At 40.2% G+C, this 12,479-nt stretch carries 12 protein-coding genes; 5 read left to right on the top strand and 7 right to left on the bottom strand.

Going from position 1 to position 12,479, the window contains the following annotated elements; genetic code table 11:
- Positions 1–21 precede the first annotated feature (21 nt).
- Complete coding sequence (locus RMZ41_RS06425) at positions 22–681, top strand: SMI1/KNR4 family protein (RefSeq protein WP_322640296.1); 660 nt, start codon at positions 22–24, stop codon at positions 679–681.
- A gap of 31 nt (positions 682–712) precedes the next feature.
- On the opposite strand, the gene RMZ41_RS06420 is transcribed toward RMZ41_RS06425, so the two are convergent.
- The gene (locus RMZ41_RS06420; protein WP_322640297.1) at positions 713–1,171 is read right to left on the bottom strand and encodes a hypothetical protein; all 459 of its coding nucleotides are present in this window, start codon (positions 1,169–1,171) and stop codon (positions 713–715) included.
- 248 nt (positions 1,172–1,419) lie between these two features.
- A complete protein-coding gene (locus RMZ41_RS06415; RefSeq protein WP_322640298.1) occupies positions 1,420–1,995 on the bottom strand; it encodes a GNAT family N-acetyltransferase in 576 nt (191 codons plus the stop codon).
- A gap of 325 nt (positions 1,996–2,320) precedes the next feature.
- Between RMZ41_RS06415 and bioB the strand changes: the two genes are divergently transcribed.
- The gene (gene bioB / locus RMZ41_RS06410) at positions 2,321–3,328 is read left to right on the top strand and encodes a biotin synthase BioB (protein WP_322640299.1); all 1,008 of its coding nucleotides are present in this window, start codon (positions 2,321–2,323) and stop codon (positions 3,326–3,328) included.
- Between the two features lie 114 nt (positions 3,329–3,442).
- Here bioB and RMZ41_RS06405 read toward each other — a convergent pair whose 3' ends face one another.
- Positions 3,443–3,937, bottom strand: a complete 495-nt coding sequence (locus RMZ41_RS06405) for a MarR family transcriptional regulator (protein ID WP_322640300.1) — start codon at positions 3,935–3,937, stop codon at positions 3,443–3,445.
- A 101-nt stretch (positions 3,938–4,038) separates the two neighbouring features.
- Between RMZ41_RS06405 and RMZ41_RS06400 the strand changes: the two genes are divergently transcribed.
- Entirely contained in the window at positions 4,039–4,944 is a 906-nt protein-coding gene (locus RMZ41_RS06400) for an EamA family transporter (RefSeq protein WP_322640301.1), read from the top strand.
- A 149-nt stretch (positions 4,945–5,093) separates the two neighbouring features.
- Here the strand turns inward: RMZ41_RS06400 and petL are convergent, their stop codons facing one another.
- A complete protein-coding gene (gene petL, locus RMZ41_RS06395) occupies positions 5,094–5,189 on the bottom strand; it encodes a cytochrome b6-f complex subunit PetL (RefSeq protein ID WP_109007553.1) in 96 nt (31 codons plus the stop codon).
- Between the two features lie 215 nt (positions 5,190–5,404).
- Here petL and aroB point away from each other — a divergent pair, with 215 nt between their 5' ends.
- Positions 5,405–6,496, top strand: a complete 1,092-nt coding sequence (aroB, locus tag RMZ41_RS06390; RefSeq protein ID WP_322640302.1) for a 3-dehydroquinate synthase — start codon at positions 5,405–5,407, stop codon at positions 6,494–6,496.
- A 93-nt stretch (positions 6,497–6,589) separates the two neighbouring features.
- On the top strand, positions 6,590–7,168 hold the full coding sequence (locus tag RMZ41_RS06385; RefSeq protein WP_322640303.1) for a Uma2 family endonuclease: 579 nt from the start codon (positions 6,590–6,592) through the stop codon (positions 7,166–7,168).
- Here the strand turns inward: RMZ41_RS06385 and RMZ41_RS06380 are convergent.
- From RMZ41_RS06380 to RMZ41_RS06370, 3 genes are all read right to left on the bottom strand, one after another.
- Complete coding sequence (locus RMZ41_RS06380) at positions 7,154–7,675, bottom strand: NUDIX hydrolase (RefSeq protein ID WP_322640304.1); 522 nt, start codon at positions 7,673–7,675, stop codon at positions 7,154–7,156. The two genes, RMZ41_RS06385 and RMZ41_RS06380, sit on opposite strands and share 15 nt — an antisense overlap.
- A gap of 166 nt (positions 7,676–7,841) precedes the next feature.
- Positions 7,842–8,156: an S-layer protein gene (locus tag RMZ41_RS06375; protein WP_322640305.1), complete on the bottom strand. Its 315-nt coding sequence runs from the start codon at positions 8,154–8,156 to the stop codon at positions 7,842–7,844.
- A 1,056-nt stretch (positions 8,157–9,212) separates the two neighbouring features.
- A complete protein-coding gene (locus RMZ41_RS06370) occupies positions 9,213–12,203 on the bottom strand; it encodes a zinc-dependent metalloprotease (RefSeq protein ID WP_322640306.1) in 2,991 nt (996 codons plus the stop codon).
- Between the last annotated feature and the right edge of the window lie 276 nt (positions 12,204–12,479).

Below are 12,479 nucleotides of genomic sequence, written 5' to 3'. Positions count from 1 at the left end.
ATCAAAAACCTAGAGCGGATAATGAATAAAGTTTTGCAATTAAAGAAAAAATTAACTCAACTAGCTATTTTAGACGCTACATTTGAGGTTTTCGGCTCAGAATCACACCAATATCAATTAAAACCTTGCTTGAGTGACAAAGATATTCAAGTTTTTGAATCCAGATACAATGTTACGCTACCAAGTGAATATAAAAAGTTTCTGTTGGAAATTGGTAATGGCGGTGCGGGGCCAGGATACGGATTATCAGGGATTGAATATGAAGAGGTCATCCCGGAACTATACCAAGAGAACTACGAAATTCTCTCTAAACCATTTCCTTTAATAAAAGCGTGGAATGATTTGGATTTAATTGTCAAAAATAATACGGATTTTGTTGCCAATAACGATGCTTACTTCGATGATAAGTTGATTCAGGGCACTCTCACCATTACAAATTATGGTTGTGGAATTTATGGGATGTTAGTTATTACTGGAGAAGAGTCAGGAAAAATTTGGATAGATGACCGGACTAATGATAATGGGATATATCCTGCTTCTTTGAGTTTTTGTCATGCTTTTCATGATGCTGACCCTGATGATTTGCATCCAAATAACGATGAGGAGCAGCCTTTGAGTTTTTATGATTGGTATGAAGACTGGCTTAACCGAAGTTTGCATCAAATCCGCCAGTCTTCGTAAATTTAATCTTAATTAAACCAAACTGAGTTTTTTACTTTTTAATTGGTTGTGATGCTGGTTGAGTAATTCCGACTGAGTTTGATGTTGGTTGTGATGCCTGTGAAGATAGAATTTGTTTTACTTGCTGGTTATAAGTTTGCAAAATTGATTGAACTTGTTTTTGTTGAGCTTGATTTAAATCCAAAGTTTTTAACACCATTCTGATTCTCTGACGGGATTGCAGTGCTGCCTTAAATTTAGTATCTTGGGATGGGTTTAATAGAGCCTCAATATCCTTATCTCTTTGCTGACGGGCCACTTCGATTTGTTGACGCTGTTGGCTTGTGAGTTTAATTTTTTGATGTGCTGTAGGACTATTCTGAGTTGTTGAGGCTGGTTGTGTGGTGGGAGAAGTTGGAACTGGTGCTGCCAAAACAACTCCGTGTAAAATAGTAGCAAAAGCGAAGATAGCAGAAAATACAGATAAGCGCTTTATAGAATTAATAGACATTTTGAAAAACTCCTCAATACTTTAAAAAAGTACACACATTGGCTCATAAGCCAGAGAGCGAACAGATATTACTCTCGCATCTGCTTGTGGAGTTGTTGTGTATTTATTATGGATTTATGATGAATTTCTCGATGCTTGCAAACTCATATCTCAAATTTGCTAATTTGCTGTATACAAATAAACATAATACAAAAATACCGGGCTTGTTTGAGAAGTTCGGTATCTATAAACTGCTAAAAAATATCTGCTTAAAACTTTGATGGTTGCCAATTAGTATTTGTCAGACTTGTCATAATATGATCTTCCCATTGCCCATTAATTAATAAATAGTCTCTAGCATATCCTTCAATGACAAAACCGAGCCTTTTTAAGACATTGCCACTCCGCCGATTATGAGGCATATAATTAGCCATGACTCGGTGAAAGTTTAACTCCTGAAAAAGATATTCAGTTGCGGCTTTTAGCCCTTCTGTCATATATCCTTTACCTTGTTTATTTTCAGCAAGGCTATATCCCACATAGCAAAAATGAGCGGCTCCTCGGACAAAATTGCTGAAATTAATAGTTCCAATAATTACAGTAGGATTTTTTTTGGTAAAAATAAATAACTTTAAAGATTGTCCATTAAGAAATTCGAGAAAACTATTCTCTATCTGATATTGCCAATATTCATCAGTGAAAAAACCATCAGCCCATAGGGGGTAGAATGGGGTGAGATAAGTTTTGTTATAAATGAAGTATTTAAGAATTTGGGGTATATCTTCATGAATCCCCGCTCGTAATAATAGGCGATCGCTAGCAATTAGTGGCAGTTCTGATATCATAATCGACGGGATCTCTTTCCAGCACATTCTCTAAAGTTTATAAATTCTCTCATACCTACGGTTTAGCAGCCAGGGCAATAAAATTGCCCAATGCCCAATCCCCAATTCCCAACCCTGAGTATTTTTACTGGTAATCTGCCATTCCACCAAAATCTTGATAAGCTGATGTCTAATATCTAGAGCGGAAGGATTGAGAGCCAATGGGTGATAATGCACAGTACGCGGCATAACTTCGATAAAATCGCTTTGCCCAAACGCTGTACCGCAGGAAATTCAACCAAAATAAAGCTCAAGATTTAACCCAGTCTACAAGAAGGATAGTGATGTGGTGGGAATACGCTACGATTGGCAGGAATTAGAGATTCGGGCGATATACAATACGCCATTGCTAGAGCTTATTTATCAAGCTGCTAGCGTGCATCGCCAATATCATGACCCAACAAAAATACAAGTTTGTAAGCTTATATCCATTAAAACGGGGGGTTGTCCAGAAGATTGTAGCTACTGCGCCCAATCTTCGCGCTATAAAACAGAGGTAAAGGCGCAAGCACTCCTAGAGAAGGAAACGGTAATTAACATCGCCCAGAAAGCTAAAGAAACTGGTGTTAGTCGCATTTGCATGGGTGCTGCTTGGCGCGAAGTGCGGGATAACTCACAATTTGAGGAAGTCCTGGAAATGGTTAAGGATGTAACCGCAATGGGTTTAGAAGTGTGCTGCACTCTGGGGATGTTGACGGCAAATCAAGCCAAGAAATTGGAAGAAGCAGGACTTTACGCTTACAACCATAACTTAGATACCTCGCAGGAATATTACAGCACAATTATTACCACGAGAACTTATAGCGATCGCTTAAATACAATCGATAATGTCCGTCAGACTAATGTTACCGTATGTTCTGGCGGCATTTTGGGTTTAGGCGAAACTGTCGATGACCGGGTTGGGATGTTACACACTCTGGCAAACTTACATCCGCATCCAGAGTCAGTGCCAATTAATATTCTTTCACAAGTACCAGGCACACCCTTAGAAAATCAGCCCGATGTCCCCATTTGGGATATTGTGCGGATGATTGCCACAGCCAGAATTTTAATGCCAGCTTCTGATGTGCGTCTAAGTGCTGGTAGGGCTAGACTTTCTGAAGTTGAACAAGCTTTCTGCTTTATGGCGGGAGCCAATTCTATATTTTCCAGCGACGACAACAAAATGTTGACCGTGACAACTCCCTGTCCAGATTACGATAGCGATCGAGAAATGCTGAATTTGCTTGGTTTGGGGATGCGTCCACCTTCCCAAAGACAGGAGAAGTTAGAAAGTCCGGCTGTTGTAGGATAAATATTTGATTTTGTGCAAAACATTTAGTCAAGGGTTTAAATCCAGACTAAATGTTTTTTTGTTCTGAATTCTGACTTCTGACTTCTGAATTCTTCTTCAATAACAAGGTTGCTGCTATTCTCCTTCAAATGAAACTAAGAGCTTTCTTAGCAGCCCAATAAGTAATTCCCGCTCTGATTGCTGCAAAACACTGAGAATGCGATGTTCATTGGCAACATGAGCTTCTACGGCTTTCTCAATTAAGTTGAAACCTTCTGCTGTCAATGTGATTAAAGTGCCGCGCCGATCGCTCGGTTCTGGAATTCGTTTTACCAACCCAGCTTGCTCAAGTTGGTCAATGCGATGGGTCATTGTGCCTGATGAAACCATCAAAGTGTTAAACAATGCCGTTGGTGAAAGCTGGTAAGGCTCGCCAGAGCGACGTAAGGTAGCTAACACATCAAATTCCCCAAGATTCAGTCCAAACTGAGAAAACGTGTCTTGAATTGCGTGTTCAAAATGCTTGGCTACCCGTCCCATACGCCCAATTACTCCCATTGGCGATACGTCCAAATCAGGACGCTCACGTTGCCATTGCGCCAAAATCATATCGACTGAATCGGAAGCCATTCTACTGATTGCTTATGCAAGTTTCTTGATATCAAATATCTTAACATCAAGATAAATGCTAAAATCTCGATATCAAGTATCTTGATGTCGAGATAAATTTTATGAAGCTAAAGACTGCTGGAAGGTTTGATATTTGGCTGACAGCCTTAGCACCAGCAATTTGGGGAACTACGTACATTGTGGCAACGGAACTTTTGCCACCGAATCATCCGTTGTTAGTTGCAGCTTTGCGATCGCTACCCATCGGTATTTTGTTAACCGCAAGTTTGCGGCAACTCCCCAAAGGTGTTTGGTGGTGGCGCATTTTGCTGCTGGGAGGGTTGAATATTGGTATTTTCCAAGCCTTGTTATTTGTAGCAGCCTATCGTCTTCCTGGTGGAGTAGCAGCAACAGCCGGAGCCATTCAACCTTTGTTAGTGGTGATATTTTCGTGGTTCTTACTGGGCGATAAACCATCAAAACGCTCAATAATGGCTGCCATTGCCGGATTTATTGGCGTTGGGTTATTGGTTCTCAGTCCTGCGGCTCGTCTTGATTGGATCGGAATTGGTGCTGCGATCGCGGGAGCAGTAACAATGGGTTTAGGAACGACATTGACCAAACGCTGGAAACGTCCAGTTTCTCTGCTAGTCTTTACGGCATGGCAATTAGTGATCGGTGGGATGATTCTTTTACCCATTGCCCTAATTGTGGAAAAACCATTGACTAACCTGAGTGCAACAAACCTTTTGGGATTTGTCTATTTGGGTGTGGTGGGAACTGGGTTAGCTTATATGCTTTGGTTTCGCGGAATTGAGCGATTAAAAGCAACAGCTGTTTCTTCCTTGGGATTGATGAGTCCCGTAGTTGCAACACTGATGGGATTTATTGTATTAGATCAAACATTAATGCCAATTCAACTGATTGGAGGAGCGATCGTACTAGTGAGTGTTTTAGTGGGGCAACAAACTAATCTATTGAGCGATCGTTCTACTACCCACAAAGTATCATCTTCAAAATTACTTTAGTTCAACAGAATTTGCTGTTGATTAGTTAAGTTCAATAGATTTATCGGCAATTTTTAGAGGCTATTTTCCAGTATTCCAGTATATTGAGGGACAGGTAGAATCCCCGTCCCTCAAAATTTATAGGTCGATAAGTTCGATCTGTCTCTTGATTAAATTATCTTGGCAGTCCGCAGACCGAACAACAGACCGACAGCCAAACCAAAAAACAAAGCTAAAAAGCCGATGTAAGCTGCAATTGCAAACATTTATTTTTCTCCACAATACGTCCTAAATCTATTGAATCATTAGTTGTTGGGAATTGGGCATTGGGAATTGGGCATTGGGCATTGGGCATTGGGCAAGGAGAAGAATTAAAATTACTATTACTTCTTTTCTCCTCTGCCCCCTGCCCCCTGCCCCCTTGCTTCTTCCCCAGATTGCGATAGAATACAGCCCACGGGCGCTTCTTTGGGGTTGAGCAATGACTTCTGTAATTAATGTAAATTTACCAGAGCAATCTTATGAGATTGCGATCGCATCTGCGAATTTAGATCAACTGGGTCAACAGATGGCCAATCTGAAGCTAGGCAAGAAGGTACTGCTGGTTTCTAATCCGACGATTTTTAAGCATTTTGGCGAAAGAGCAATTACATCCCTGAAATCTGCTGGATTTGAAGTTGCTAGCTGCACCTTACCACCTGGTGAACGCTACAAAAACCTCAATTCCATCCAAAAACTTTACGATGTCGCCTTAGAAAACCGCCTAGAACGTTCTGCAACTATGGTGGCTTTGGGCGGAGGCGTGATTGGCGATATGACTGGCTTTGCAGCTGCAACCTGGTTGCGCGGCATTAATGTTGTGCAAGTGCCTACAACTCTCTTGGCAATGGTAGATTCGGCAATTGGTGGCAAAACTGGCGTAAATCATCCTCATGGCAAAAACTTAATTGGGGCATTCCATCAACCGCGCTTGGTTTTAATTGATCCAGATGTTTTAAAAACTCTTCCGATGCGCGAATTCCGGGCAGGGATGGCAGAAGTTATTAAGTATGGTGTAATTTGGGATGCTGAATTATTTGCCCAGTTGGAAGCAAGTAAACGGCTTGACCAGCTTCGCTATGTAAAACCTGAGTTAATAAACACCATATTAACTCGCTCTTGTCAAGCCAAGGCTGATGTTGTTGGCAAAGATGAGAAAGAAGGCGGATTACGCGCAATTCTCAACTATGGGCATACCATTGGTCATGCAGTAGAAAGCTTGACAGGTTATCGTCTAGTAAATCACGGTGAAGCGGTGGCTATTGGCATGGTAGCAGCCGGTCAAATTGCCGTGGAATTGGGAATGTGGCAAAAAGAAGAAACTGAACGTCAAAATGCTTTAATTCAAAAAACGGGTTTACCGACTCAGTTACCATCTGGGGTGGATATTGAAGCAATTATTGATGCGTTGCAGTTAGATAAAAAAGTCAAAGCCGGAAAAGTGCGATTTGTTTTACCAACAGAGATTGGTGTAGTTACAGTTACCGATGAAGTGGCATCGGATATTATTCGGCAAGTGTTGCGGGCAATGTAAACAATTTCAAGATAATTCAGGAGCCAGAATTCAAATTAGTTGCTTTATTCTTCAATTACGAATTACGAATTACGAATTACGAATTATCCACCTATGATACTCCAAGCCAAAAATCAATTAACTTTGCAAGATTTCCTAAATCTTTCACCAGGTGAAGGAGATATAACTTATGAGCTTGTTGATGGTCAAGCAATTCCTAAAATGTCACCAAAAAAATTTCACTCTAAACTTACTCGCGCACTTCTCAATTTGATTGAGCAATGCTGTGAGGGAAAAGGAGAAGTTTACCCAGAATTAGCTGTCGCATTAACTCGGCGAGGACGAGATTGGGCACCAATACCGGATATTTTATATATTTCTAATAAACGTTTACCCCCTGACTGGGATCAAGAAGGAGTATGTTCTGTTCCTCCTGATTTGGTGATTGAGATTATTTCGCCCGGACAAACTTTTGGACAAATGGCAGCTAAAGCCAAAAACTATTTGGATGCTAAAGTTCTACGGGTGTGGGTGGTAGATAGTAAAGCCAGAAGTATTACTGTTTTTTATCCAGATGCAGCACCACAAACTTATATGGGAGAAGAATTACTCACAGATTCTTTATTAGAGGGACTGGAATTTACTGTTGAGCAAGTGTTTCAAAAAGCGAAAATACCATTAGATGCCGAATAGCACACTTTTTGCGTCTAGCACAATTTGACGCATATCATTTTTATCGCCTGCTTGATATTGAGAGATGAATTCATCAATATCTATAATATGTCTTCCCATACTTTCATGTGTACATAAACTTAGATCGTTGTAGCCATTGTTAGAGATTATTTCCTCAACAAATCCAGTCATGACTACAAGGTATGTAAGCTGCTCAGGTTGACTACCGTAAAAATCAGACTGGATGAATTTTACAAGTTTTAATTCTCCTAGAGTTACTTTTACCTCTTCCATAACTTCTCGTCTTGCAGTTTCCTCAAAAGTCAATTCGCCTATCTGTACGTGTCCCCCAGGGAGGTCAATACCACGGTCAAGGAGAGCGCATACAATTAAACCATCCTTAGTAAAAGGTACAACTAGAACACTCGTTATCTTTTCAAAGGCAGGCAAAAATGAACTGCCAATATCTACAAAATTGACTTTTTGCCCTGTTTGGATGACAGTCTTTCTGCAATCCTTCTCACTCATTGGCTTAATTTCTGCTATTTAATATATTATTTATAGGACTTACGCAAAATCATGATAAAACGAACCGCAAAGGACGCATTCGTGCAGCGTCTCGTTAGAGAAGGACACAAAGGAATAAGAGTTTTAGAGGGTTCTTGCGTAAGTCCTGATTTATAAGACTCCTATTTTATTTTTCAAACTGCGGTTCTTTCTGCGGTTGCTGCTGGCTATTTGTTGGTTGCAATTTATTAAATAAAGCTGGTGGCGTAGCTTTACGGAATGCGCCACAGTAGTGCATAGTCATAACTGCTTTAAAAGCCCAATGGTCTTTTGGCACATCAGTAAAGGGATTTGGCAAAGTTTCTGCTTGATTTTGAATACAAGCATTCAATACTTGATTCGATTTTGCTGGAGTGTCGGTAGTAGTTTCTTGAGATTTTACAGGAGTAACAAAGCTAGTAGTAGCTAGCACTACAACTGTTACCAAAAGTTTGTAGTTCATAATTTGAGTTTTCTAGGGATGAAAGTCTCCCAGATGTTAGTTCCCAGGCTATGGCCCAGGAACTAGAATAACCTAAGCGTTAGAGAACATGGTAAGCATTACTAATAGAACAGTTAATGCACCGATCCAAAGAGCTAACGATCCCCAACTGACTGAATCTTTTTGTACTCTTTGCCAGAAATTGTTAACTAAGTTATTCCGAATTGCCATCTTATAACCTCCAATTTTTATTAAACTCGCAAAACCTTTCAGTTTGGAATTGGGAATTGTTATAGAAACTTTAGTTATGGGTTAAAAGCCTACTTTAAAAAAGATATTTTTCGAGACGTTTAGCGCTCTTAAATTCGGTGTCTTTGTTATAATCTCATGCTTAAAAAGCTGGGTTTCCCCAATTCACGCTAAAGCATTACTGATTTAAAAAATGAACAAAACTTTACAAAAAGATATTTGTTTATGCTTAACTTTATTTTGCCATACGTAACTGTTTACACTTAAAAATTTGGTAATTTTGAGAGAATTCTTAATGTTTGCTTAACCATGTATAGGACTACTATTTGATTTTTGAAAAGATACGTAGAGGAGCCAGTCGCGTGGGCGGGTTTCCCGACTTGAGTTCCTTCGTAGCGGTAGCGACGCAGGAGCGTCACTGGCGTTGCGTTAGCGCGGAGAGTACGGCACCAAAGCCTTAAGAATGGTGCGTTACTAACACACCCTACAAATACTTAGATTTTTCAGAAATCAAGTATGATTCCTATATAAAAGTAAGTGTTATTCAAATCAACAACTACTTAAATGCAGATGATGCTTCACTTTGACTCATGATTTATCTAGACTTGAAGATAGACACAATTAACAGTGAAATGATAGGGAAATAATGGTGCAACAAATAAGACATAATGAATCGCAATATATCTGTATTATTTCAGTTGAGAGAATTACAGCGAATCTTGTGTAGGCATTATGAATATATTTTGCCAAAATCCAGAAGAGGAAGAGGAATTAAGAATTTTATTCCTAACTCCTCTACAGACGCGATTAATCGCATTTCCAACTCTTTTAATTTCCTTGCAACGGAGCATTTAATACTTTCTCAATGCGATCGCGTGTTTCTAGTAAGTGCGCTTTAGTATATTCATCCTCGGAATTAGCCTCTTTGAGTTTCTCATCTAGTTGTTTGAGTTTATACCAAGCTAAAGTCCGAGCATCTTCTGGGACATATTCTTTTCGCAACACCATAGCAGTTAAAATGTCCAGGTATTGGCGCTGCAAGCCTCGCCGTAAGCTGGCAATCTTCATTGGTTTACCTTTTGGTTTGATTACCTCTGTCCAAATACCAGACTGTAAAGTGTCAAATAGCTCTGGTAAAGTCAGTGCATTTTCGGGTTTAGTTTTAAGTTCAATATCCTTGAGGCGAGAGAGGCGATCGCCAGAGAGTAAATCTCGCAGCACAGAACCCTGCATAAGTAGCACCAAATCATGAATTGGAAAATCCAAACGCCCAACTTGCGGATAACTTCCCCAATGTCGCCAACGAGAAGGTGCTAACTTATTCAGTAGTTCTGGTGAAAAGCTCAAGGCATCTTCTGCAAACACATATTTTTGCAGCGTCTCTAAAGCTTGCCGTTGTTCTTCAACTGGTACTGGTTGAAATGGTAATCGCTGTTGCCCAACTCCAGAGGGAATCTCGCTAGGGTGAATACGGTAAAAAGACTGTCCCCCAATGTATTTAGTGGTGTAGTATATTTGCTGAAAATAGTTACCCAAAACTGTGCTAAAACGTTCGCTGACATCGCTGTAACTATCACCAGCCAATGGGTAACGCTTATCAAGACGTTCCCACATCACCCGCGAATTATTTAACTGCCACTGGGAATAAAGCAGCACATTGCTACTGTTATCCCAAGCATCAGCAGTTGGGTCAAGGTCATACACATCTTCATCTGTAGAATAACTCAACTCTGGCTTATAGGATTGTGCAGCAATTTCTGACAAAATTGGCTTTTCGGCAATGGGGGTTGATGTCTGAATTGGGATGTAGCCGTACTTAATCGCCCATTCATCATAAAGCCCCACCATACTAGGAAAATAATCTCCCTGTTTTGTCCCTTGAGGGGCAATATTTGGGGGAATATAATCCATTACGGAAGTTGTCAGACCTTTATTTCTGGTAATTTCCGTATTATTCATCTCCTGGGGAGCTAACAGAGTACTACCACGGAAGTTATGCCGTAAACCAAGAGTATGTCCAACTTCGTGAGCGATAATTAAACGTAAATATTGATTGATATATTCTTTGACTTGATCCGGAGTGGCCATCGTATCTGGCAGTAAAGACATCGCTAGTGAACCAAAGGCAAATTGGTTAGCAGCTTCCATCCCATAGCATAAATCGTACTCTCCTGCCATTTTAGATAAACTATTCAACAACCCTTGTTGCCCTTGCATCTGCTGGGGTACACCATTATTTTTGGCATTTAAACCATTTGCACAAAGTAGACGATTTTGCATCAAAGCTGATAAGGTAGTCTGGCTTTGTGTTTGGCTGGGTTGGACAATTTTGCGATACTCACTCTTAAGTGCCCGGATAAAGCTGGCATCTACGAGAATGTCTGCATCCAAAATTTCGCCAGTCAAGGGGTTAACGCGGGATGGCCCCATTGCAAAATAACCATCGACTGTGTTAATCCAGCGAATTGTGTTGTAACGAATATCTGCTGGGTCCCATGTTGCATCATCTGGCATCTGGCGAACTTCAATTGCATCTTTAAATCCCGCTTTGAGAAAGGCTTTATTCCACATTAGGATACCTTCTTTCATCGCATCGCGGTATTCTAAAGGCACAGCGTTATCAATCCAGAAGACAATCGGTTTTTTGGGACGAGAAATTAATGCTTTAGGGTCTTGTTTTTCTAAATCCCAGCGATTTATGTAGCGGACAAAAGAATCGCCGCGATCGTCTTTGGATAAATCTTGGTAGGCGGTGATGAAATAGCCAATGCGATCGTCAGCAATGCGCGGTCGATAATCTTTATCAGGTAGTTGGGAGAGACTATAATGAACACGCAAGGTAAAACCACGGTTGTCAGCTAGCGATGCAAAGTTGGCTATTTCGCTTTCACCGCTAGCGCCACCAGAAAAATTTAAAACTGACTCAATTTCTAAGTTTTGAGGAAAAGCTTTAGCAGTGCCAAAATAGGACTGGTCTGTAGTTGTTGGGACTCCTAAACTTGCAGCTAATCCGCCTAAATCTGTCAGCAATAAATCGCCCAAATCTACGAGAATAGTTTTGCGTTGTGGATGAATGCTTTTTATAGCAATGCTATAGAGAACGGAATCGCTAAAAGACCGGGCTAGCGATCGCACTTGCGGATCTCCCTCACGAGTGCGAAAATTGACGTTGCGGATAACAAAGTTTAATTTATCATCTACCCGTTGGAAATAAAATAAAAAATCTTGCAGAGGCATACCACTGTAAATACCTCGTTCGCCAATGCCCGATTCCAGCGTTGCCGTAGCTAGATAATTGTTATTAAGTTGCTCTGGCTTAATCTCTAAATAAATTTTATTCTTTTCTTTATTGCGATAAAGGGTAAATAACCCCCCTGACTTTTGGGTTCCTTTCACTACTTCATCAAACGCCTCTAACTCATCCTTTGCTGTTGGTGTTTTAGTAGGTTTAGGCTTTTCTGCGGGTTTTGCAACTTGTAAAAATGGTTGTTCAGATGCCTTTTTAGGATCTTTTACTACCCAAATAAACGGTTGAGGCTGTGCGTGTTTATTTTGATTAACCACCCAAACTTGCCTTGAAGCTAGCCTCTGTCTCTGAAGAATATTGATATTATTTAATGATAATGCTGAGATATTAGTTGGAATTTCTGTCGTTAACTGACTATCGGCTTTAACTACAGCTTCTAAAACCCGCACACCCTTATGGTTCGCTGACAATGTATCAACTCCGTTCACAGCTAGGGACTTGGCGTTAGCCGTTGCTATTCCTAAAAACAAACCATGTAACAAAATTATATAAAAGGTTAATCTGTTGTTCATCGCATCAATTTCCCCGATAAAGATACCGTAGTTAACTTTTAACTTTTACGAAGCTATGTAGCCTGCCTTTTGCCGATTCTGTCATCTGCTTTATATGAATCAGCAAACCTTAGACTTCAGTTTTAGTTGCTATTTTTCTACCTTTGTTACGCCTTTGTGCCGAATGATTTTTCCTAACAATTGCGTCTTTTACAAAGAGTAAGTATTATTTTTACACCAGACTAGTAAATATCTGGGAAAAAAAGTATAACAAATTAACTAAAGTAGAACAATTAC

Origin of the sequence: Nostoc sp. DedVER02 (genome assembly GCF_034530675.2) — a bacterium.
In the GTDB taxonomy this organism is placed as follows: domain Bacteria; phylum Cyanobacteriota; class Cyanobacteriia; order Cyanobacteriales; family Nostocaceae; genus Nostoc.
Note: the sequence above shows the minus strand (reverse complement) of the source record. Positions and strands in the feature narration are given on the sequence as shown.